17 protein-coding genes are annotated in these 24382 nt (G+C 43.4%); 8 read left to right on the top strand and 9 right to left on the bottom strand.

Annotated features, from left to right (window positions below; translation table 11 throughout):
* Positions 1–233: 233 nt before the first annotated feature.
* Together bcsA and F6K57_RS10105 are read right to left on the bottom strand one after the other, a co-directional pair.
* Positions 234–2822, bottom strand: a complete 2589-nt coding sequence (gene bcsA, locus F6K57_RS10110) for a UDP-forming cellulose synthase catalytic subunit (RefSeq protein WP_293067063.1) — start codon at positions 2820–2822, stop codon at positions 234–236.
* On the bottom strand, positions 2822–5317 hold the full coding sequence (locus F6K57_RS10105; RefSeq protein ID WP_293067060.1) for a cellulose biosynthesis cyclic di-GMP-binding regulatory protein BcsB: 2496 nt from the start codon (positions 5315–5317) through the stop codon (positions 2822–2824). The genes bcsA and F6K57_RS10105 overlap by 1 nt, the downstream gene beginning before the upstream one ends.
* A 390-nt stretch (positions 5318–5707) precedes the next feature.
* On the opposite strand from F6K57_RS10105, the gene F6K57_RS10100 reads away from it, so the two are divergent.
* Positions 5708–5923 carry a hypothetical protein gene (locus F6K57_RS10100; RefSeq protein ID WP_293067057.1) on the top strand — a complete coding sequence of 72 codons (216 nt, stop codon included), beginning with the start codon at positions 5708–5710 and terminating at the stop codon, positions 5921–5923.
* 292 nt (positions 5924–6215) lie between these two features.
* Here F6K57_RS10100 and F6K57_RS10095 read toward each other — a convergent pair whose 3' ends face one another.
* Positions 6216–9419, bottom strand: coding sequence for a CHAT domain-containing tetratricopeptide repeat protein (locus tag F6K57_RS10095; protein ID WP_293067054.1), 3204 nt, complete (start codon positions 9417–9419; stop codon positions 6216–6218).
* A gap of 154 nt (positions 9420–9573) precedes the next feature.
* Here F6K57_RS10095 and F6K57_RS10090 point away from each other — a divergent pair, with 154 nt between their 5' ends.
* Positions 9574–9741, top strand: coding sequence for a hypothetical protein (locus F6K57_RS10090; RefSeq protein ID WP_293067051.1), 168 nt, complete (start codon positions 9574–9576; stop codon positions 9739–9741).
* A 236-nt stretch (positions 9742–9977) separates the two neighbouring features.
* Here F6K57_RS10090 and F6K57_RS10085 read toward each other — a convergent pair whose 3' ends face one another.
* Together F6K57_RS10085 and F6K57_RS10080 are read right to left on the bottom strand one after the other, a co-directional pair.
* Positions 9978–10193, bottom strand: coding sequence for a hypothetical protein (locus F6K57_RS10085; RefSeq protein WP_293023363.1), 216 nt, complete (start codon positions 10191–10193; stop codon positions 9978–9980).
* Between the two features lie 497 nt (positions 10194–10690).
* A complete protein-coding gene (locus F6K57_RS10080) occupies positions 10691–10894 on the bottom strand; it encodes a hypothetical protein (protein ID WP_293067048.1) in 204 nt (67 codons plus the stop codon).
* Between the two features lie 729 nt (positions 10895–11623).
* Here F6K57_RS10080 and metH point away from each other — a divergent pair.
* The 5 genes from metH (at position 11624) to F6K57_RS10055 (ending at position 18390) form a co-directional block, all read left to right on the top strand.
* The gene (gene metH, locus F6K57_RS10075) at positions 11624–15229 is read left to right on the top strand and encodes a methionine synthase (RefSeq protein WP_293067045.1); all 3606 of its coding nucleotides are present in this window, start codon (positions 11624–11626) and stop codon (positions 15227–15229) included.
* A 444-nt stretch (positions 15230–15673) separates the two neighbouring features.
* On the top strand, positions 15674–16177 hold the full coding sequence (locus F6K57_RS10070) for a hypothetical protein (RefSeq protein ID WP_293023372.1): 504 nt from the start codon (positions 15674–15676) through the stop codon (positions 16175–16177).
* A 387-nt stretch (positions 16178–16564) separates the two neighbouring features.
* Entirely contained in the window at positions 16565–16849 is a 285-nt protein-coding gene (locus tag F6K57_RS10065; RefSeq protein ID WP_293023374.1) for a BrnT family toxin, read from the top strand.
* A 4-nt stretch (positions 16850–16853) separates the two neighbouring features.
* Positions 16854–17063 carry an antitoxin gene (locus F6K57_RS10060; RefSeq protein ID WP_293023376.1) on the top strand — a complete coding sequence of 70 codons (210 nt, stop codon included), beginning with the start codon at positions 16854–16856 and terminating at the stop codon, positions 17061–17063.
* 235 nt (positions 17064–17298) lie between these two features.
* Positions 17299–18390: an NAD/NADP octopine/nopaline dehydrogenase family protein gene (locus tag F6K57_RS10055; protein ID WP_293067041.1), complete on the top strand. Its 1092-nt coding sequence runs from the start codon at positions 17299–17301 to the stop codon at positions 18388–18390.
* A 221-nt stretch (positions 18391–18611) separates the two neighbouring features.
* On the opposite strand, the gene F6K57_RS10050 is transcribed toward F6K57_RS10055, so the two are convergent.
* The 4 genes from F6K57_RS10050 to F6K57_RS10035 all read right to left on the bottom strand — a co-directional run bounded on the left by F6K57_RS10050 (position 18612) and on the right by F6K57_RS10035 (position 23182).
* Positions 18612–19748 carry a pyridoxal-phosphate dependent enzyme gene (locus F6K57_RS10050; RefSeq protein ID WP_293023380.1) on the bottom strand — a complete coding sequence of 379 codons (1137 nt, stop codon included), beginning with the start codon at positions 19746–19748 and terminating at the stop codon, positions 18612–18614.
* Between the two features lie 178 nt (positions 19749–19926).
* A complete protein-coding gene (gene cbiE, locus F6K57_RS10045; RefSeq protein WP_293023383.1) occupies positions 19927–21282 on the bottom strand; it encodes a precorrin-6y C5,15-methyltransferase (decarboxylating) subunit CbiE in 1356 nt (451 codons plus the stop codon).
* Positions 21283–21705: 423 nt separating this feature from the next.
* Complete coding sequence (locus F6K57_RS10040) at positions 21706–22320, bottom strand: cobalt-precorrin-8X methylmutase (RefSeq protein WP_293023385.1); 615 nt, start codon at positions 22318–22320, stop codon at positions 21706–21708.
* 55 nt (positions 22321–22375) lie between these two features.
* Positions 22376–23182, bottom strand: coding sequence for a DUF1868 domain-containing protein (locus F6K57_RS10035; RefSeq protein WP_293023387.1), 807 nt, complete (start codon positions 23180–23182; stop codon positions 22376–22378).
* Between the two features lie 24 nt (positions 23183–23206).
* Between F6K57_RS10035 and holA the strand changes: the two genes are divergently transcribed.
* Entirely contained in the window at positions 23207–24199 is a 993-nt protein-coding gene (gene holA, locus F6K57_RS10030; protein WP_293023390.1) for a DNA polymerase III subunit delta, read from the top strand.
* Positions 24200–24382 lie beyond the last annotated feature (183 nt).

Here is a 24382-nt window from a genome sequence, read left to right as displayed (position 1 = left end):
AAACGAGCTATCAAGCTTCTGAGCAACTCGGAGGAAGTCATCCCTCTACGATTGACCGTAGGTCACGCGGGGCGCGTTCGGCCTCCTGTTTAAGTTGTCGCTTTTCAAAGTCAGTCAACCTAATCATCACTGTTTTATCTTTCATTTTGCCTTGACACCTGTTATTACACCTGTTACTATGATAGGTCAAGAAACAGGAGGTTCATTTTCCCTATTCCTTGTTCCATTTACTATCAATCCAAGCTATACAGAAGCTGTCGAATTTTGAGCTGTTGCTGCTCTTCCATTGATTGTGGGAAACTTAACTCGATCGCAATCGAATTAACAGATCCGCTATCAACTGGCTCTATAGTTTGCACCTTAGCCAAAAAACTAATATCTTTTAAGTTATTAGATTCTTGAGTTACCAGTAAACTGACGATGGGTTTAGTGTCCTGCATGATATCGAGATTGCTAATCTGCCTGCCATCTAATTCCAACCGTAAATCATGAGTTCCAATTTCCGTGATTGTCGCGCTAACGGAATAGTTTTTCCAGTAATCCCAATATAATTGCACCGCCGTTTGAATCTTTTGACGTACCTTCGTCTCTTTAGCTGGTCGGAATTCACGGAAGACTCGTCTGATACTCGTAGCAATAAACTTAAGGGATTCCAGAGGATGGTCTGTCTCAGATCGTCTCTGGGAATACCACTCATTGACATCAGAATAAATAACTAACACCAGATCATCTTGCTGAGTACGGGTGAGATTAATAAAATCAACATATAGCCTCACCTGCTCCCCCATGGCAACTTCTCGCATCACCCGCCCTCGGACCAAGCACTTGTGTCCGTAGTCTCCTTCGAGTTCCACTCTGATTTCATCAGGGATGTTGGGTCTGGTATTCAGCAGAATTTGGACGCCACTTTCACTAATATTAACGGTTTCACCTTTCCAACTTTGGTGTGGAGTATGAATCACAGCCGTTAACTTCCTTGGCATCCGGTGGGATCGACGGAGTTGGGGTTGCTCGAAAGCAACTAGACAAGCAGCAATCAGCAGGATTAAGTTAAAGATAGACCAAAACACATTAACAATCACCGCTTGGCTATCCTCTGGTCTTAACCATAGCCACAGGGGTACAGTAAACAAGGCAGCAGTAGCCAGTGCAGCCACTAACACCAGGTACTTTACCGAATCAAAATCAAAGCTGCGCTTGGTAACATTCATCCCTTTATCGGTAACATTGAAAGACCCTAACTTAGGATTAATCAGAGCTAAGAGGGTAACAATTCCCGCCTGGAATGACAGGGCAAATTCAAAAATCTCGTTCCAGAAGGAGAAACGGACGTGCTTGTAGGGAATGTGGTTGGTCTGCATCGATAAAATAACGTGAGGCAGAGCATAGCACAAGGTTTCAAAACCCAGACCCTTAACCGAATTGATGCCAAATAATAAGAATAGAGTGGGTGCGATCGCATACATCAATCGCGGGAAGCCGAAGAAAAAGTGGGCTGTGGCACTCGTGTAGCACAACCGTTGGGGTAGGCTCAACCTCACCTTCCGGTTGAACAAGGGATTTTCCAGGCGCAGAATCTGAGCCATTCCCCTAGCCCAACGTACCTGTTGACCGATATAGGCCGAAAATTTCTCTGGCGCTAAACCTGCCACCATAATCTTGTCGTAATAGACCGACTCGTAACCCAATGAGTGGAGACGGAACGCAGTATGGCAGTCTTCGGTAACTGTTTCGGTAGCAATACCTCCGATTTCCAGCACGTGCTTTTTCCGAATCACAGCCGCAGACCCACAAAAGAAAGCTGCATTCCAGAAATCATTGCCCTTTTGCAGCACTTTATAAAACAGTTCATTACCCACAGGTATTCTGCCTTCTGTGAGCAGATTACGCTCAAAGGGGTCTGGGTTATAAAACCAGTGGGGTGTTTGGACAAAGGAAACCTTAGGGTTAAAAAAGAAGCCAACAGTTTCCTTCAATAACCTTTTAGCGGGAATGTGGTCACAATCGAGAATAAGGACTAAATCTCCTTTGGTATTGTGAAAAGCCGTATTGATATTGCCAGCTTTAGCATGATCATTGTTATTCCTAGTCAGTAGTTCGCAGCCTAGCTCCTCGCACATTTGGCGCAACTTTTCCCTACGCTCTGGATACTTTCTGCCATCATCAAGGACATAAACCGATTTTTTATCAGCCGGATAGTCAATGGCTACAGCCCCTAAGGTTGTTTTGCGGACAATTTCGATATCTTCGTTATAGGTAGGAATGTAAATATCAACCCTAAACCACTCCTCTTGGGGAATATTTTCTAAACTAACCGCTTGACGTTCTTTGATTTTTAAGGTTTGAAAGTACGCCAAAAATAAGGTGGCGATCGCATAGAATTCTGCTCCATACAACAGCAAGCAAAAAACGATATTCAGCCACCCTTCAAAATTAAGGGTATATCGAGTGCGGTAATAAAAATAGCGTAGGCTAGTAAAAACGCTAAGTAAAACCAACAATAAGTGGAGATATTCACTGGTTTTACGATTGGGTTTATCTTCCTCCATCTGAATAATCACCCGTCCCAGCAGTAACACAATTAAAGCAAGCAACCCTTGTTGCCAAATTGGTGGGCGAGCAGTAATTAGAGGAATGAATAGCAATAGTAAAGATCCAATTAGCAACAGCAATTGACGACGACTTAGCCACTGTAAAATCTGGTCAAATATATAGGGGAAGTCTTCCACTACCCAGACTGTTAGTTTCTCTCGCTGTTGGGGTGTGGTCACCAAGCCTTTTTGACCCGGTTTTGACCTAATCTTTAAAAATGGAATAGTCATTAATTTCTATCCCTAGCCATTTTTTGTAGATAAAACTGAATAACACCGTAACTAATCATGGTAGCAGCTATAATAGCTGGAGCTAACATCAACCAACTTCTTATTATGAAGTTAAAAATTTGCTGAGTCAACTCAGGTTTTTCCAGTTGACGCTTTCGCTTTTCCTGGAAAAACTCCATATTATAAGAATTTTGTTCATAAATATTGGGATTTTCAGAGTTAGCACTAATCAGTACTGTGTCTCCCTTGATTTGATAGAAGAGTGGGTCTTGGTTTAATAAATATTGGACTTTATCTAAGCCTTTTTCGGTTTGAGCAATTAGAGCAAGCAGCACCCGTTCTTTATTCCATGGTGAGATAATTTCTTTGATCACCCCATCATGATCAGACCAGGTTTTAATCTGACTATCACTGCGCTGCCGTGTCAATAAATCTTTTAATTTCAAGCCACTAGAGGATAAAATTTCGGGAAAAGGAAATTTCTCTTGAGTACCAATTCCTACCAGATGATGGTCACTGCGTTCCTCAGTGGGTAAAGAATCTTTGGTGTAAACTGATAACTGGATTGATTCCGCTTTGCTTAACCGTCCCAATCTGTTAGTGAACTTTAGTAATGTCATCAGTACACTAGTTGAGGGGTCTTTTGGTAGCACAATAACGGTATTGGATAAATCCTGAGGAGCAGCAAAGGGATAACCCGTTTTCAGCAACCCCAAATCTGGCACTTTGGCAACACTGGTGCGCTGGAGTTGAAAATTTGTATCACTGTGCAAGGTACCCCAAAGCTGTTGGTCAGTTACTTTGCTACAGGAGCGGCGTTCCCGAGCATCAAGACGAAAATCGACCTGGATTTTAGAATAGGGGGTAATTTTGTCATTAGGCAGGGCAATCCTCAGGGATTCTCTAGTTCCACCATCGATGGAAGTTAGCTTTTTGCCGATCAGGGCAATGCCATCTAGCTTGACTTCCACTACTGAGGTTTTGGGATTAATTTGGGGGCTGTAGCTATAAATTAGGTTCATATAGTTATCCCCCTCAAACTTATCATCCGGCAATGCCCGGAAGTTAATCGTAATGGGTGGGGAATCAGAACCCCTGACTGTGATATCCTCAATCGGCTGATTGTAGGGAGTTTTGAGGTCGCTGACCTTGAATGTGGGTTCTAGAGGTAAATAGTCTGGCCAATCACGGGGTGCAGGGGTTGGCACTTCGTCGAGCTTTTCAACTAAGATCACTTGACTGGTACCAATTTGACGGTCTTGGGATTGCACTAAAAACTGTACTGCTTTCGCCACTCCTTCTGGCCCATTACCTGTTGCTACCAATACTGCGGCTTGATTGCCAGGAGTGCTGGTTAACATTAAGACCCCGACATCGGGTGGTAAGGCTTTTTCCTTAGCATCGATAATCTGATTGTTTGCTACAGGAAGGGGTAGTTTCAGGGATTTGAGTTCTGGCTGTTGTTCTGGTGTGCCGATGATTACCAACCGATTACCAGAAAAGCGATTAATCCCCGTTCCACTGGCCTCTTTGACAGATTTCACTAAGGAAGTCTTCAGGGGACGATAATCCGCTAGCCTACCTAAGGAAGCTTGGAAACGAGCAGTGCTAGTTAACCAATTATCATTAATCTCCTTGGGCAACAGATAAGTAATTTGATTTGGTTCTAGGCTCAGGTCATCAAAGATCGGGTAAGGATAGCGATTGAAGTCTAGAGAAACCGGTTGGGGTTCAAAATCAAAGACTATTTTTGAATCCGGCAGAATTTCTGTCCATAGGGAAGGATCATAGGGGTCTTGAGTACAGGTAGGAGAGTTATTCTGTAGCGCCGCAATTGTGATTTGGTTGTAGTTACGGAGTTGGTCCATAGGAATATTAAAGAGCACATTCCCAATTTCCCCCTCCTGGCGGTTGAGAGGAATACTGCCAACGCTAACACCATTAATTAGAACGGTAAGATTAGAGCGAGTGGCATAGAGGGCTGGAGAATGGCGAAAGCGAATCAAGGCTTTGACAGATTTGAGTTGCCAATCTCGGGGACGAGTAAACCCTAGCCGCGCCTCGTCATAGATGCCTCTTAAACTAAGACGAGACCCTACTACTGGGCTGCGATTGAATTCTAGGATGTACTGACCAGCAGGAGGAGCATCGATCTCAGGAGCTTTAGTTGGTGGGGAAGGTAAAGCAAAGGTCGGTTGAGATTTTTCCTTGAGTTCCTCGATGGTACTCTCCCGTAGGGTTTTGTTGGAATCGGTGGTACTGCCATCACTTTGGGCATACACTAAACCTGTGCTTAACCCAATGGAAATACTACAGCTGAGGAATAATAGCAGGACTAAAGAATATCTTTGGAACGAATGCCGACGATGATCTGCTTTAGTATCACACCTCACAGAAGTAGAGGCTTGATTAGCGCTAGAGTGACCATCTGATGGCTGTGACCTAGGAGTTTTTTTGGGTAGATGGGCAAAAGTCTTGCGAAAAAAGCGTTTCATCAGCAGAAGGAAGTTTTAACTCTGATTACAAATTAAATTGCCTCATGGGATGTTTAGGTATTCATACAAGGCTAGCGCTACCTAATCCGGAGCTAGCTAGTTAGATTCCCAGCGGTTGAATAAAAATCAGATACACCCTTGACTGATGAGAATTGGGGAACGGAATCCTTCTTATCCCAACCTTTGCGATCGGGAAGCTTCCGCAGTCTTTGAGTTAAATTTACCACAGGCTTCTAGGAGATTGTGGCTACCATAAAAGTTCAGTAAAGTGGGTTGACAAATTTAATTTTATATGCATTAAGGAAAATCCCTGGATTGGTATCGGGTTTCTAAATGAATTGTAAACAGCGATTACAGTTTTTTCCATTGCCAAAAATCTCTATATAGCTCTTGCCTCTTGCCTGTGGCTTCTTGGCTCTTGCCTCTTGCCTGAGGGATTATGTTTACAACTCAAATACAAATGCGAGAATTTTTGATGCCATATTCCCGACTCCCGACTCCCGACTCCCGACTTCCTACTCCCGACTCCCGACTCCCGACTCCCGACTCCCGACTCCCGACTCCCGACTCCCGACTCCCGACTCCCTGTTACCTTTGCTATTGTGATCCAGATCACACCAATCGGTTGAAAAAATCACTAAGGTGGGTGAGCTAAGTCGGTGCAGTGAAATTATTGTGGACTGTAGTATATTCACATCAACTTTAAAGAAGTTTTAGATAACTGCTGGAGGAAATAGGTAATTATGAGTAGTCAACAGATTCGCTTCGCCACTATCACCGTTATTGATATCGCTCTGTTGTTTACAGCCCCCCTGTTAGTACAATTCATTTCACGGATGCCCTGAAAGTGTTTCAAGGGAGCTAAGGCCGTTGGCCACGCTTTGCGAACAGACCAGGGTTAAGAAAATTTAAGGTACCTTGATAAATGAGGAAATAAGTAATTATGACTAATCAACAAATTCGCTTCGCCACTATCACTGTTATTGATATCGCTCTGTTGTTTACAGCCCCCCTGTTGGTACAATTTATTTCTCGCATGCCCTGAAGGTGTTTGAAGGGAGTAGGGAGTAGGGAGTAGGGAGTAGGGAAGAAAAATTATCAAAATTTCGACACGGATTGCTTTAAATATAATATAAAGCGCTATTTTCGATAACAATTGTTGTAAACTGAAAGTTGTTGTTAAATTCAGCAATAAAGCAGTGGCAAGAGGATCGACTTTCCAGAGGGTGCTGACAACGCTAGGGCTACCTGCATAGAGAAAACCGCTAGGCAAACCAATATATTCATCTAAACCACTAGGTAAGCTAGAATCTTCTTCTTCGTTACTGGAAAGGGTCATCCCAGTTTCACAGGCAGAAAAGCCGACAATACGACATTGATTGAGATCAAGTTTAAAAATTTTGTACAAGGTTAGGTCTGCATCTGCTAGAAGTAGGGCTGATTCTAGGGGAGATTTAGGCTCGAACTTGCCATGACAAGAAAAGTGGACACAGTGAGCAGAGTGGAGTTGCTTGATATTTTGATTTAGTTTGGCTTCGGTTGCCTCTGCTTCAGCAAGAACTATACTGTGCTTGGGGTCAAAGTATTGTCGGATTTTATCAACTTCTAGTTTCGAGCCAGGCAAGGGTTTTGCTTCAGGTCTAGTTGGGTTTTGGATAGCAAATAAGTTATTGAAGTCGGGGCGATGTTGTTGTTTTGTTAGTTTCAGTAACTGGCTACTAGGGGCATAACTTACTCCTCTTTCAAAGCGATCGATAAGTAAATTATCCTTTGATAAAGGTAAAGCATGGAGTGGAAACAGATGCAGGAAACGATGGGGCACTAGAATTAAGCGATCGCATTTACCCCCAACGTTCTCAAATACTCGATCAATCTCAGAAATAATGTTATCAATATCTAATATTGTAGCGAGTTCCGCGAGACGAGTGGATAGATTGGTTATCCATTGATTTTTTTGGTTGCGGTAGGCATTGGTATAGTCTTTATCCCACTCTTCCAACCTTTCCAGCTTTTCAGCAGAGGATGACACAACTATGGGCTGCTGACTGTGACTGGTGACAATAAAGGTAAGAATTTTATCCCTGGTAACATACCACTCAATGATAGCGGTGCCTTGATCAATCAGGCTCTGAATATCCCTAAAGGGAATAGTTTCCACGGTTTGAGTTAGACTGAAACTGGAGTCATAGTTATCATTGATTTGCTTTAGTACCTGATCTAGCTGCTGTCGCGACTGCTGTAATTCTTGCTGTAGTCGTTTCCGTGACTCCTCTAAAGATTGTCGTTGCTGTTGTTGTTTGTCATCGCTATTTCCTGATAGTTTATCAAAAACTACTTGTAACTGTTTTTCCAATGATGGAATGTTTCGACGTAGTTGATTTAACTCGGTGATTATCCCTTGGGGAACATTACCTTTTGGATAAAGGTCGCGGTTGGTGAGCAGTTGCACTAGGTCCCGGGCTTTGCTGCGCTCGACTGTTTCGATGGCTTTATCCTTCTGTTCTATATTGATATAGGCTTGCACTAGTTTGTGATAAACTTCTATAGCGTCAGCCATAATCTGTTGACGATTTTGATCATTAATTGCCCAACTGCGACTGATTTCGACTGCGGTGATTCCTTGTTGGTAGGCATCGATGGCGGTTTGCCAGTTACCTTCGCCAAAGTGAAGGTGGCCTAAGTTGCGGGAAGTTCGGAGACAGTTAATCGGATCTGCTTCTGGGGTGTAAACTTCCAATGCTCCTTGGTATGCTTCAATAGCAAGTTTCAGATTCTCTTGCTTATCACCACGAATTCTCTGGCTATAGGCATTGCCCAAGTTGTTTTGAGTCCCTGCCCAATCAATGGGGAAGTCTGATTTGGTGCAAACTGACAATGCTAGTTGGAATGCTTCAATCGATTTTTCGAGATTCTCTTGCCTACTACCACAGATTCGGCCACGATAGGCATTTCCCAGGTTGTTTTGAGTATCTGCCCAATCTTGGGGGAAGTCTGATTTGGTGCGAACTTTTAATGCTAGTCGGAATGCTTTAATAGCTCTTTCGAGATTCAATGCCCTGTGGCCACGGATTCGGTCACGGTAGGCAATGCCCAGGTTGTTTTGAGTCGTTGCCCAGTGGATGGGGAAGTCTTTTTGGGTACGAACTTTCAATGCTAGTTGAAATGCTTTAATCGCTTTTTCTAGATTGTCAGCCCTGTCGCCATGGATTATGTAAAGGTAGGCAGTACCCCGGTTGTTTTGAGTCATTGCCCAGTGGATGGGGAAGTTTTCTTTGGTGTAAACTGACAAAGCTCTTCGGAATGCTTTAATAGCTTTTTCGACATTCTCAGACCTGTCGTGGTGAATTCTTTGACAGTAGGCTATACCCAGGTTGTTTTGAGTCATTGCCCAGTGGATGGGGCAGTCTTCTTCGGTGCGAACTTCCAATGCTACTTCGTATGCTTTAATCGCTTTTTCGAGATTCAATGCCCTGTTGTCACGGATTCTGTTAATGTAGGCATTGCCCAGGTTGTTTTGAGTCCCTGCCCAACTTTCCCGGTTACTCTCACGAGTAAAGACGTTTAGTACCTGTTCGTAACCAGCAATGGCGATTTCTATATTATTAGCTTTATTCCCCAGGGGAAACTGCTGGATGAGGTCGCTGAAATACCAGATATTATTAGCAATGTCTTGTGCTAGTTCTGGTTCCACTTCTGAGAATTTAGCACTTGTCCACCTTTGCAGAATATCTATAAAGTTATCATCGAGTTTGTCTAGGTTTGCTTCCAAAAGTGGGTACACGACTTTGGGGTCGCCATTGCTGTTACCAGTTGCTTGCAATATCTGTTTAAATAATTTCAGATAGTCTTGGGATGAGGGATTAGTTGAGGTAGGGGTTTCTGATATTACGGCTAAAATATCACTCCTAAGATGGAGTAAAACATCAGCGCTATTTTGGTCGCCATTTGCTGCTAGTTGTTCTGCTACTTGTGCCATTACCTGCAATAACTCTGCATCCACTAACTCGCGGTTGCTCTCAATAATTTGGACTTCTTCACCGCTGGAACAAGTTAGCAGTTGCTTGATCAGGTTGACGTATGCTTGTAGTCTTTGTTTGTCCATTTCCTACTCCCTACTCTCTGCTCCTAGTAAGTACTTCACCCAATTAATAATTTCTTTAACTATAGCGCTTTCTAGTAAAATCTAAATTTTCGGTGTTGCTGAATCTTCAAATGAATAGAAGTAGAGTGGGCAGGATGCCCGCAGGAAAATAAGCATGAAACTGGCAAGATGCCAGTTCCACGCAAGATGCCCATTCTACAAAACTCTTAAAATCATTCCATTATTAAGCAAAGCCAAATTTTATTCCCTACTCCCTACTCCCTACTCCCTACTCCCTTTGCTATTAATAACAATAAAAAAAATTCGGTCAAGTTCTGGTTAACCCCAAGTCTTGACCGAATTCTAAAGTGTACACAAAAACGAGTACACAATAGGTCAACTCAATGAAATCAATTCTGATGACTAAAAACATTCCACCAGAGTTAGTCAGCAATTGCTCGAAAGCAACCACATTCTAAACTCCGATTTATGCTATTCCATACTACTTCATCCCACTTCATAAAACAACCTTAAATCTTGATGGTGGCCAGGGCGTCAAAGCCCTGGCAAATTCCTATCCTAGTCTAGGTAAAAATATCCGACCAAAGTGGTCATCACCTCACCAGGCTTTTCAGTGGGCTCGGGAGTGCTCCACTCATAGGGATATGCATACTTAAGGGAATACAGGGCATTAATTGTATCGCGAACCTGTTGAGGAGTTCCGATCAACAAGAGCTTGGATTTCTTAGGTTGGCGACCTTGGTTGTCTGGGGTGGGGGGAATGTTTTCAGTCATGATAATCTTTCCTCTTAAGTGCTTATATTATTAATATATAAATAAATTAATTAAAATGTCAAGGGGTTTGGGATTTTTTTTTTATTACGAAATATGGCCAATAGTAGAATGTGGAAAGTGTGGAGAGTATGGCAAAAAGTAAGAGGTAATAGTATTAAAACAAAGCTGATAATTTTCTGGTGTTGTTATCATCAGCTTTTGGGTTGTAGCGTTTCTAGGATTTATGAGGTCAAAGTCCCCCTTGATAAGGGGGACCAACGGGGGATCCCTTTCTAGGATTTATGAGGTCAAAGTCCCCCTTGATAATAGGGACTTAGGGGGATCCCTTTGTACCTCATGGCATAGAGAATTGCTATATTTGGTTTATAATGTAAACTATCAGCTATCAGCCTTCAGCTGAAGGCTTACTTAATTCGAGTTATTATTGGTAATCAAAAAATTAGCTTCCTATCTTTTATGGCAACAAAAGACAGAAAGCTGAAATAGGGATAGCATTTTTAGTTAAGATGTAAACAAGGGAACAGGGAAAAGTTGAGGGCATCATAGGATGGGATGAATGCGATTGACCTAAGGTCACGCGGGGCGCGTTCGCATTTTGACCTTGAGGCGATCCCATGGTGAGATGAACAGGATTGGCCTAAGGCCACGCTACGCGAATGCAATAAAAATCTCCTCATCTCCCCATCTCCCCATCTCCCCATCTCCCCACACTCTCTTCTCGAGGGGAATCATGAAATAGTCGTAATTGCCCGACCAATATTAATTTGCAGGCCATAGCAACCCACTGGGCAAAAGCAGCTTCAGGATGAGCAGCTTAAACTCTTCAATAGTCAAGTCTTTAACTTGCATGGTCTTTCCCATCACATAGTTACTCTATATTATAGCATTTTTTAGAGGAGATTGTCTTTCAGCAGTTTCTGGAATTGGACACAATTGGCTACCCAAAGTAAGCCGGTGTTTTTAATCCCTGCACTGCCTAACTTTTTCTGCACCGTAGGGACTCACCATCCCAAGGGATTTTCTAAGAGATCCGTGCCGACGTAAACTGAGTCGTTAGCGCTGCATCTGTTAACTATAAGTATGATCAACGCTATAAATCGGCTTTAATGGATTTACCAAACTAGTAAATTAACGTTGCACACTATTGAATTTATACTAATTATTTGATAATGTAATTTGTAAATTACTGTTTGTTTTACCCTTTAACTGAAGTTAATTAAACCCTACATAAACAACTGTAAAAAAAAACAATTAGTTTTTTTCTAAAAAACCTAATTTGACCTAAAATTTAAATTATAACAAAAATTAAATAAAGCAATTTGTGTGATTTTTGATAAAGTAATTATAAGAGCCGACATAAATCAACTAAATTACCTAAACTCTCAACCGTACACTGTCAACGGTCAACAAATAGCAACTGAATCGAATCTATGAATAGCCCTTTCCTCAATCACCTCCATAGCCCAAAGCGCCCGGTTATCGTATTTGATGGGGCAACTGGAACATCTCTCCAAACCCAAAACCTTACCGCTGAAGACTTTGGTGGACCTGAGTACGAGGGATGTAATGAGTACCTTGTCCATACTAAACCAGAAGCAGTGGAAAAGGTGCATCGGGGCTTCCTGGAGGTGGGAGCAGATGTGATTGAAACGGATACCTTTGGGGGTACCTCGATTGTACTGGCAGAATATGATCTAGCTGACCAAGCCTATTACCTAAATAAAGCTGCTGCGGAACTAGGGAAACGGATGGCAGCGGAATACTCTACTCCAGAAAAACCTAGGTTTGTGGCAGGGTCCATGGGTCCTGGTACTAAACTCCCTACCCTGGGACATATTGATTTTGATACCTTGAAGAACGCCTATGTGGAACAAGCCTTAGGGTTGTATGATGGCGGTTCTGATTTGCTGATTGTGGAAACCTGTCAGGATGTGCTGCAAATTAAGGCAGCGCTGAATGCCATAGAAGAGGTATTTGAAAAAAAAGGGGCAAGACTCCCACTGATGGTATCGATCACTATGGAAGTGATGGGTACTATGCTGGTGGGGTCAGAAATTAATGCGGCGCTAACGATTCTAGAGCCTTACCCGATTGATATCCTTGGTCTTAACTGTGCCACTGGGCCAGAGCAAATGAAGGAACATATCAAATACTTGTCTGAGTGTTCCCCATTTGTGGTTTCTTGTATCCCTAATGCTGGATTACCGGAAAATGTCGGAGGGCATGCTCACTACAGGCTTACTCCCATGGAACTGCGGATGGCACTGATGCATTTTGTAGAGGATTTGGGAGTACAAGTTATTGGTGGCTGTTGCGGTACTAGGCCAGCTCATATTCAACAGTTAGCGGAGCTTTCCAAAACCCTGACCCCGAAGGAGCGACATCCTAAGCATGAACCGTCAGCAGCATCGATTTACAGCTCCCAACCTTATGAGCAAGATAATTCTTTCCTAATTGTTGGTGAACGCCTCAATGCTAGTGGTTCTAAAAAGTGCCGCACCATGCTCAACGCAGAAGATTGGGATGGATTGGTATCTTTGGCTAAATCCCAAATTAGGGAAGGGGCTAACGTCCTAGATGTTAACGTGGACTATGTGGGACGGGATGGAGTTCGGGATATGAACGAATTGGCCTCCCGTTTAGTCACAAATTCCACCTTACCCCTGATGCTGGACTCTACGGAATGGGAAAAGATGGAGGCTGGCTTAAAGGTAGTTGGGGGTAAGTGTATCCTGAACTCCACTAACTACGAAGATGGGGAACCTAGGTTCTATAAGGTACTGGAGTTAGCTAAAATCTATGGCGCGGGAGTGGTAATTGGTACTATCGATGAAGATGGTATGGCGCGGACAGCGGATAAGAAGTTTGAAATTGCTAAACGTGCTTATAACGATGCGATCGCATATGGTATCCCAGCTCATGAACTCTTCTTTGATACGCTAGCGCTACCAATTTCCACAGGAATTGAGGAAGACCGGGAAAACGGCAAAGGGACAATCGAATCCATTCGTCGGATTCGGGAAGAATTGCCTGGGTGTCATGTTATGCTTGGGGTTTCTAATATTTCCTTTGGACTAAACCCAGCAGCTCGAATTGTGCTTAATTCCATGTTCTTGCACGAAGCAATGCAAGCAGGGATGGATGCAGCAATTGTTAGTGCTAGTAAGATTTTGCCCTTAGCCAAGATTGAGCCAGAGCATCAAGAGGTTTGTCGAAAACTGATTTATGATCAGCGGCAGTTTGATGGGGATGTGTGTACCTATGACCCCTTGGCCGAGCTGACTACCCTGTTTGAAGGCAAAACTACAAAACGCGATCGCTCCCAGGATGAAAACCTATCGGTAGAAGAGCGGCTCAAGCGTCATATTATTGATGGGGAACGGATTGGTTTAGAAGAACAACTGGAGAAAGCCCGAGAAAAATATCCTCCCCTGGAGATTATCAATACCTTTTTGCTCGACGGTATGAAAGTGGTAGGAGAACTATTTGGTTCCGGGCAAATGCAGCTGCCGTTTGTATTACAATCTGCTCAAACCATGAAGGCAGCAGTGGCCTATTTAGAGCCATATATGGAAAAATCTGAAGCAGGGAAGAATGCTAAAGGTACCTTTGTAATTGCTACGGTGAAAGGAGATGTTCACGATATTGGCAAGAATTTAGTAGATATCATCTTGTCCAACAATGGCTACGAGGTGATTAACTTGGGGATTAAACAGCCAGTGGAAAATATTATTGATGCTTATGAAAAGCACAATGCTGACTGTATTGCCATGAGTGGGCTACTGGTGAAGTCTACCGCTTTTATGAAGGATAATCTGGCAACCTTTAATGAGCGGGGAATTACGGTACCAGTTATTCTAGGGGGTGCTGCCCTAACACCAAAATTTGTCCATAAGGACTGCCAGAATACCTACAACGGTCAGGTGGTTTATGGTAAAGATGCCTTTTCTGACCTCCATTTCATGGATAAATTAATGCCAGCAAAATCAGCTGGTAACTGGGATGATATTAAAGGCTTTATCGATGAGCTAGAGAATGGTGTAGCGGTTGAAGCTTCTTCCGAGTTGAAAGTTGACAAGTTACAGGAGAATGGTTCACAAAACAACCTGCAACCATCTAACCTTCAACCTTCAACTCCCCCTTCAACTCCCCCAGATACTAATCGTTCGGAAGGGGTAACCTTGGATATTGAGCGTCCAACACCGCCATTCTGGGGAACCAAGATACTCCAGCCAGAAGATATTTCCTTCGAGGAAGTCTTTTGGTATCTGGATTTGCAGGCGTTGATTGCTGGACAATGGCAGTTTCGGAAGCCAAAGGACCAGTCGAGGGAAGAGTATAATCAGTTTTTGAAGGAAAAGGTTGACCCAATTCTGGCGAAATGGAAGGAAAAAACTCTTGCTGAGAACTTGTTACATCCCCAGGTAGTCTATGGATATTTTCCTTGTTTAGCTGAGGGGAATTCCTTGATAATTTATGATGCCCAAGGGATGAATCCTGAAGGCGCTAAAGACTCGAAGGAATTGCAAGAGGTGGCACGATTTGAGTTTCCTCGGCAACGGTCTGGTAAGCGTTTGTGTATAGCGGATTTCTTTTTACCGAAGGAGTTGGCAGAAGCAGGTCAATTCGATGTGTTCCCAATGCAGGCGGTAACTGTAGGTGATATTGCCACAGAGTACGCTAAGAAATTATTTGATGGTGATCAATATACCGATTATTTGTATTACCACGGATTGGCGGTACAAATCGCTGAAGCCTTGGCGGAGTGGAGTCATGCTCGGATTCGTCGGGAGTTAGGGTTCGCAGATCGAGAACCCGATAGCATTCGGGATGTGTTGGCTCAGCGCTATCAGGGTTCACGGTATAGTTTTGGCTATCCCGCTTGTCCAAATCTCCAGGATCAGTACAAGCAGTTGGATTTGTTGGAATGCGATCGCATTAAGTTATACATGGATGAGAGTGAGCAATTGTATCCAGAGCAATCTACGACAGCAATTGTAGCTTATCACCCCATCGCTAGATATTTTACTGCTTGATGGCTGGCGTTGCTGATTATGGGTATGGTTTTGCCCCCCTAGCCCCCCAAGTTTGGGGGGAACAAGACTTTCAAAGTCCCCCAAACTTGGGGGATTTAGGGGGCTTGACCAAAACCAGATGATTGGACATTCATTCCTTGATTCAGCAACGCTTGATGGCTTAGGTTTTTGAAATTTGAGTAAGCTAGCAAGATTTCAGTTGATTAACACTGGAATCTTGCATCATTTTTATTAATCTTAGGGTGGGCAGTGTTCATCAAGGTGCAAAGCCCAGCTTGGTGAAGCTGTATCAAGCATTGCCCACCCTACATAAACTGGTAACAGACTCGGAACAATGTCCACCGATTGAATATTTACTCTTTATAATATATAATTATAAATTAGGTAAAACAACAAAATGAAAAGTCATCGAACGTCGATGATCATAACTTTTGGTAAAGTGGGATGAGTGGTCAAGATAAAAGTCATAGGATAGAGATAATTGTCGCTGTAATTGGCCTGGTTGGTCTACTGGGGGCAGCTGTGATCCAGAATTGGCATAATTTGTTTCCTCCGGTGATCATCAAGAGTCAAAATTTTGGCCCAGAAGAAATATATTGTAATGGCAGTGGCCAAGTATGCAGTAACCGCTTCGCAATAGACGTAACAACGCGGGGTGTCTTAAAAGTCCAGTATGTCGTCCCCCCTACTCATTGCGGCCCAATTAAAATCCATTTCTACCTTGACGGTAAGCCTGTTAGTTCTACAGGTACCCTTGGGTGGAGGGGCGCACCTGGCCAGTTCAGTAGCCTTCCCTTGACCTCACGTGAAATTGATCTCGGCCCTGTTTCCTCAGGAAATCATTCCATTAGTTTAGAGGCAGAAGGGGAAGCTGCGGGTTGTAATCCTGGGCGGCTCACTTCTTGGTTCGGTAATTTACAGGTCTGGACATCAGTTTTGGATAAGTAGTTCCGTAGGGTGCGTTAGGGGAGCCCTCATTTTCTCGGTAGCCAGAGTTGGGACAGTCCGCCCCGTAACGCACCACTGTTGGGTCAAATAATAAAAATGAGATCCACCCGAAAGTGCCAACCCTTTAATGTTTTGTGTGGTTTGATTGCCTATTGCTATCAGCTGCGATATTGTATAGCATTTGTAATAGAAAATCCCTCGAAGTCAATCCCATCAAAGTTATTAGATTGCGTTGCCGTAGCGTGACTTTTCAGGCAAAGACCGACGCTGTGCGAACCGTCAATCGTTTAAGGGCGACCGGGCAAGCATCGCCATCAAGTAGCTTGGGTTTAGGCTGGCGTTACTCTACCATTACCATACTAAACCATTATGTCTTAAAATATAAACATGAATCAATTAGTTTTTGAGTGGGATAACGAAAAGAATCGAATCAATAAAAAAAAGCATGGTGTTTCATTTGAAGAAGCAAAATCGGTTTTTTATGATGAGAAGGCAATCCAGTTTTGGGACGAAGATCATTCTGAGATAGAAGACCGATTTTTACTCCTAGGCATAAGCTCGAAAATGCGAATCTTACTGATTATTCATTGTTACCGAGAGGAGGAATCAGTAATCAGAATCATTTCAGCCCGCAAAGCCACCAAAAATGAAAGTAAACACTATCGAGGATAAAACCATGAAACCAGAATATGACCTTGCCAATATGAAAAGCCGCCCCAATCCTTATGCCAATAAATTAAAGCAACCAGTAACTTTGCCTTTGAGGATTGATGTAATAGAATATTTTGAAGCCAAGGCGCAAGAAAAAGGAATTTCTTACCAAGAATTAATCAATTTATACCTTCACGATTGTGTTGTCAGTAAACGAGAACTATCGTTTGAGTAGCGGAACTTAAACCAGGGTAAGCTAATGTAATTTTGTATCCAAAAATACATAAAAAAGTTATTTTTTAGTATGATAAAACTTTTAATCTGATGCGTCTATGTCAATAAGCTGCCTCCATTATCAATAATTTCGAGATTACAGTTAACCTGCATAAAAATCGGTGAAACTCTTGTGATAAGCTGTTCATAATTTCAATTACATATTCACAATTATAGAGCTTAAAGGATATTTTTTGATGTCACAAGATATGTCACAAGATAATTACCTTGTTGTGGGTGGAGGAGATGTAGGTTTAGCCACAGCAGTTCACCTGAGTTCTCAAGGCCATAACGTTGATCTGTTTTCTCGTCGTTCTTCTTCAATTAGTCAAACTAAGATTGTTCGTTCAACGGGTGTATGTTCACCGGGTAATTATCCAATTGCAGCTTGTTCTAACCAGATTGAGGAAATTGCCGCCACTCATGATGGCAAATTACCCAATAATATTGTGATTGGCTGTCGAGGTCAGGATGTTGAATCTTATGCCCGGATTTTGGGGCAATATATGACCCCTCAAACCAATATTTTATTGATCTGTTCTAGCCGTTTTTCAGGTCGAGTTTTCTGCAAAGTGTGGCAAAAAGAATTTGGCATGAGTGAAACCCAATTACCCGCAGTTGCAGATGTAAATAATACCCCCTTTGCCTGCCGAGGTAACGGTGACGACCAAGTAGCTATAAAGAGGTTTAAAAAACAGTTCAAAGTCGCTGCCCAAAACTCGGATATGACAGAGCGGATTGTTGCTACCTATCAAGGTTTGTTCGAGAATTTGCGTCCACTGTCTTCGAGTTTAGAAGTAAACTTGGATAAATGTAATGATGTTTTTCACGTTCCCTTAATCATCGCCTCTTTAACCAGATGGGAGCTGGGAGAAAATTATAATATTTACCGAGGTATGGGTCCTCGCACTGCTAATTTGATTGGTGATTTCGATCGCGATCGTCTAGCTATAGCCAAGGCATTAGGGTTTCCTGATCTAAGCGATATGTACGATTATTTTAAGACAGCCTATGGAACTACTGGCCCATCTTTTTACGAACACATTCACCAGATCAAAGCACTTGACAATTCTACTCTCAGGAATCCTCATCATCGCTATCTCTCAGAAGAATTACCCTTTGGGGCTTTTCCACTACAGGTGTTAGCCCGCCTAACAGGAGTAGATACCCCATTTTTAGATAGTTGTATTACTCTGGGGAGCAAGTTTATAGATGAACCTTTCACGTGGACTGCTGAGTTTCTGGAATTAGACAACAAATGGCTAGAGGAGCAACTGAGACATAATTAAAAAGAGTCGAGCTTGATTTTCTGGAACTATGTAGCTTTTCTCTGGTTCTACTGGGGATATATAGGGTATATCTCATTAAAGCTGTTTGATCCAGTGGTGCGTTACGGGGCGGGCTTTCCCAACCCTGGCTATGAGGTAGAAAATGACGGCGAGCCGCCCCTAACACACCCTACGCAATATTTTCAAAAGTGAATAACAGCAAAGGGAAAATGCTTACGTGCCTAGTACATCCGTCCTCCAGTCACCATCAGCAAGCATTTTTCTTCAGGGGAAATCCACCCGTCAAGAATCAACTTTTTACAGGCTGCCAAAGACAATGCTCCAGTGTGACAAGCAGAAATACCAGCTTGCTGTAAAACCTCATAGCTTTTCAGAAGTTCTGCTTGGGTTGGGGCAACAACCGTTCCTTGAGTGTCTAGAATTAGATCCCGCAAATAAGAGTAGGTTGCGGTAGGATTGCCTCTAAGAATAGCCTCAGCCTTTCCAGTGGGGTTGCGGATAATATCCTCATCAGCAATTTGTTCTCTATTAGCATGAAATGCCGTATACACAGGAGCACAAGTATCTTGCTGCACACCAACAAAACGAGGCATTTTCTTAATATACCCATTGGCTAAAAGCTGCTTGAAGCCAAAATATCCCCCATAAAACCCCATCCCGCTACTAATGGGTTGAAAGACTACATCAACTTGGAAGTCCATTTGGGTTGCTCCTTCCATATACCCTGTTTTGAGACCTTCCCGACGAAAGAAGTTGAAAAAGCCTCCTTCCCAAAATAGATTATGATCTTGAGCATAGTCTTTGGCCAACTTGCCAGTTTCCACAAAATCTACATCTGTTTCATGGATGGTGGCATAGGGACTCTGAAATTTTAAGCGATGTCTATGGGTTGAGGGAACAAAGACATGAACCCTAATTTGACCTTCAAGCTCTTTGGCCCAATACATAAAGCTAGAAGAAGAGTTGCCTGTAGAGGAGACTACAAATTCTTTAACTCCACCCCATAACAACCCTGGTGTTGCCATACAACTCTGTCTATATTTGGTGTTTCCGGTTGCTAAAGCCCCTTCTACTTTACAGTAAATGCCATCATGGTCAACATATTGAGCATTGTCGAATCGAATTAGAGGAGTTTCTGGACAATAAAATTCTGGCAGGGGTTTAATCGGAACAAAATCTTTAAAACGCTGCAGTCCGGAACCAGATTCTACCTTTTGATTACCTCTGTACACAACATTCAACACACCTCCATCGCAAGATTGGCAACGATAACGCAGTTCTAGCGGATATTCTTTACCACATACAGCACATTGGAGATGAGCCATAGAATTTGCTTCGATGTGTCCTGGTGTTAACACTTGCCAATACTCCGGACGTTTTTTTGACTGTTTTTTTGACTATTGTTCGATAGTCTTCCAGTAGTAATAATATCAGTTAATGACACCGCAACTTCTGGAGAGATGGGGAGATTGGCAGATCGGGTATCAAAATTCAGCACTTACGAACTCAGCACTTATGAACTCAAGACTCTCAAAATCAGCACTTCCAAGCCGTCACAATAGTGATCGGATTGAGAGGATTAAACCGAGTGAGCTTGCCCACAGGTACCGACTTCGATAACTGCACCTGTAACCATTGATAATTCCAAGGATCCCCCCTAACCCCCCTTAATAAGGGGGGGAAAGAATCCCCCCTCCTTAATAAGGGGGGGAAGGAATTTGCTCTAATCCCGCGCTCGGAAGGAGGGAAACGTTTAGATTCAAACCAACTATAGGCTGTATTAATATGCTCTACAGTTGCTAATGCTAACACTAAAATACAATCGAGGTCTAAGCGAGTATCACAGTAATCCAAAATTGAGTGCAAATTACCCCCACTACCGCCAATAAAAACCCGATTTGGTGTTGGTAAATTCTTCAAAACATCCGGTGCTGAACCATGAATTGAGGTAACATTAGTAACGCCCAAACGTTGACAATTTTGCTCAATCAAAGTACTCCCCATTGCTGTTTTTTCAATAGCATACACCTGAGAGGTGTTCGATAAACGAGCAATTTCAATGGAAACTGAACCTGTGCCTGCACCAATATCCCAAACTGTTTGCCCTGGTTTGAGGGCTAACTCTCCTAGTAACAGCAGCCTGATTTCTCGCTTGGTCATTAAACCAGGGCGATCGCTAAAACTAGTAAATGTCTGATCTGGTAATCCTAGTATCGGTAACGACTCTGGATCCAGGGATTGGTCAACGGAATCAGGGTGACGTAGTAATACCACCACATTCAGGGGCGCAAAGGTCTGGTTCAATACTGCTTCTACACCAAGACATTGCACCCGTTCATCCATACCTCCCAAATTTTCACATACCCAGAACTGGTAGCAACTGGGTAAATCTAGCGCTAGCAATAATTTAGCGATCGCTTCAGGTGTATTGGTGCCATCCGTCAACACCGCAATCTTGTCAACTCCCTGCTTCAAGGCTGGGATTAGTTGTTCCATAGAACGGCCATGAGCACTGATTACCTTAGCATCTTGCCAAGCAACCTTAATCCGACTGAAGGCCAGCTGAATCGCACTGACATGGGGATGAAACCTGAGGCTTGAGGGGGGAAGTTGGCTTAGGAGCAATCGTCCTAAGCCAAAAAACAATGGATCACCACTGACCAACACTACGATTAGGGTATCGTGATCCGCACCATCGAGCTGCTTACGAATTAATTCAATAGCGTCAGTAAAATTCCCCAATACCACTTGTGACCCTTGGTGGTTGGGAAAATAACCTAAATGGCGCTGACTTCCAACCAATAGCGTCGCTCGTTCTACGAGCTGCTTGACTTGATCAGTTAAGCTAGCTGCTCCGTCTAAACCAATGCCCACTACGTTGATCGAGGTCATGGTTTTGCTGCTATTGCAAAGGGAACAGGGAACAGGGAACAGGGAACAGGGAGTAGGGAACAGGGAACAGGGAGTAGGGAACAAAAATTATCACAATTCATTTAGGATTGCTATATCTGATCTTTAATCTGTTTTCAGAATAATAGGAATTAAGCTGGGAGTGTATTATAGCAACTGGCAAGACACCAAGGACAGAAAGAATACACAAAAGGGAGTTAATCGAAATTTACTCATCTCTTTTTTAGTTACCTTCGGGTCTTGTGGGCTTTTGGGATGTTTCATATCATGTTGAGATAAACAGTTATAAAAAAACATAGCTTCCTTCTGGTAGGTTATCTCCCTCCTCATCCCCTGTTCCCAGATCCGCTGTTCCCTGTTCCCTATTATTGAGTATTTATAACTGTTCAACCGAACATGATATTATTACTCACTCTCCCAAGCTAATACCATCAATCCATTCAAAATAGCTGCAGCCACTGGAGACCCTCCTTTAGCTCCTTCAACTCGAATCTGAGGGATGGATATCTTGGCCAAAGCAGCTTTCGACTCCAGCACTGAAACAAACCCAACGGTTGCGCCAATGACCAAAGCTGGTTTGACCTGAGAGTGGGACAACTGCTCACATAAAGCCAACAATGCCGTAGGGGCATTACCAATCACAAAAATAGCCCCTGGAAATTGCTCGAAACATCGGAGTAAACCAGTTTCCGTGCGCGTCTTTCCCGGCAGAGCGACTGGTGCCTGGTCTACTGCTACGATCAGGGGATTACCAAAGGTTTTTGCCACCATACTAGCTATCCCCTGTTTGACCATTCCTACATCTGTAACAATTGGTGTTCCCTGGCTCAGTGCAGAGATACCAGATGCGATCGCATTTTCACTAAACCGAAGCAGTTGGGTAAATTCAAAATCCGCCGTACTATGGATTACCCTCCGCACAATCCCATACTCAGCTGGATTAAACTGATGCTCCCCAATCTGTTGGTCAATAATGGCAAAACTTTGCTCCATAATCGGATGCATCGACAATGCTTTCATCTAAATCCCCACCCCATACTCTGCTCCAACTCAAACACTAAGCACGCGAAAGCACTCAAAACTCCAAAACTGGCCATTCTGGTTCCCGCAAGAAGCGCATCATATCGTCAAACTTCCTTAATTGAGCCTGCCGAATCGATAGTACACTCCCTTCTACTTCTAAGGCTTGGCCACTTAACTCGAATAGGATATTGCTAATGCGATCGCTATCCAACTCCTGGGGGATATCTCCGAAATATCCTAGAGTGATGTGAGCCGTAAAATGGTATTGCTGTTCAATACCTAGAGCCATTAAATCAGAATTTTGATAAATACACCGACGAAGCTGGGAAATGCGATTGTATGCCTGTTCATCCTGGGGTGCTAGACATACACCAATCGCCCTGGGCATCACCATTAAGCCCAATAGCTGCCAGCTAATAGGATTACCACCATTTGCTAAAGAGGTTTCCTGGCTGATACTGACAGACTTGTCAAAACTTGCCTGTATCGACTTAAGCAGTTGAGTTTCAAACTGTGGATTTTCAGCCGTGGCATCTCGGTAGGCATTTTCCCAAATCAAGTCAGCCAAGGTTAAATGAAAACTATCCGGGGGTATCGGTACCATTAAACCCGGGTCTAGTTGCTGGAGAAGCTCTTTTTGGAGCTGCTGCATGTTATCATAGAATGTTGAGTTATTAGTCTCTTCCTCCCAAGGTGGTGTGATTACAGTGTAACCAGGAAAAGGGGCAGGCTCTCTGCTGCCATTAGGGAGACGTTTAAACTTGGGTGACTCTTGGATATTGAGTAACTGCGATTGATAGGTTGCGGTTAGGGTAAGCCGTGTGACCCGATTTAGATAAGTTTGATATGTATCGTCCAATTTTGCCCCCTTACGTGTTCTGATATGGGAATTTACCTCTATTGGGGAAAGGATGACTTTGCCATGGCCCAAGCCCTGGACAAGCTCCGTCAATCCCTAGTTGACCCCAACTGGGCTAGTTTTAACTATGACAAAATTTCCCCAGACCAACCAGATGCCGTAATTCAAGCCTTGAATCAAGTCATGACTCCTCCGTTTGGCATGGGTGGACGTCTAGTGTGGTTAGTCGATACAACCGTTTGCCAGCAATGTTCGGACAATTTACTGGCAGAATTAGAGCGTACTATACCAGTCATTCCTAAACACTCCGTTTTGTTACTAACTACCCCCCATCGACCAGATCCACGACTCAAGTCCACGAAGTTACTGCAACAGTACGCCGAGATTCGGGAGTTTGCTCTGATTCCCCCCTGGAAGACCCAGCAGCTAGTGCATCGGGTCAAGTCGTACTCCGTTGAATTTGGAGTCAAACTAACCAATAGTGCAGCTGAACTCTTAGCCGAATCCGTTAGCAATGACACCCGACAGTTATTCAACGAACTGGAAAAATTACGACTCTACGCGCTGTATGACAGCCAACCGTTACAAGAAAGTACCGTTGCCACCCTGGTAGTGGCTAATACTCAAAATACCTTGCAACTGGCAGAGGCGATTCGGGCAGGGGATGGGGCAAAAGCCTTGGAGTTGTTGGCTGCCTTGATCAACCAGAATGAACCTCCTTTAAAGATTGTCGCTACCTTAATTACTCAGTTTCGTACCTGGTTGTGGGTGAAGTTGCTGGTGAGTGAGGGCGAAACCGATCCAAATGCGATCGCTAACACCGCCAATATCAATAACCCCAAACGAGTTTACTTCCTCAAACAAGACGTGGAGTTCCTTTCCCCCAAGCAACTCATCTCCACTCTGCGGGTGTTGCTGGAGTTAGACCTCAACCTCAAAACGGGAGCAGACCCCCTTTCAACATTACAAACTAAGGTGATACAACTTTGTGAAATCTTTAACAGTTCAAGAGTTTAGACCAGTCAGTGGCTTCACCCAGGCTAGCTTTAAGGTTGAAGGTTAAATTTTTTTTATACTCATGCTTGATATTTATCCTGTCTGCACTTCCCAATTCCCAGAAGCTCTTGCCTTATGAGGAACTTATCCCCCATAAATTAATTCACATTAAACTAGCCCTTAGTGGTTTTGGTTATTGTTTAT

Source organism: Moorena sp. SIO4A5 (genome assembly GCF_010672005.1).
Lineage (GTDB): Bacteria > Cyanobacteriota > Cyanobacteriia > Cyanobacteriales > Coleofasciculaceae > Moorena.
Note: the sequence above shows the minus strand (reverse complement) of the source record. Positions and strands in the feature narration are given on the sequence as shown.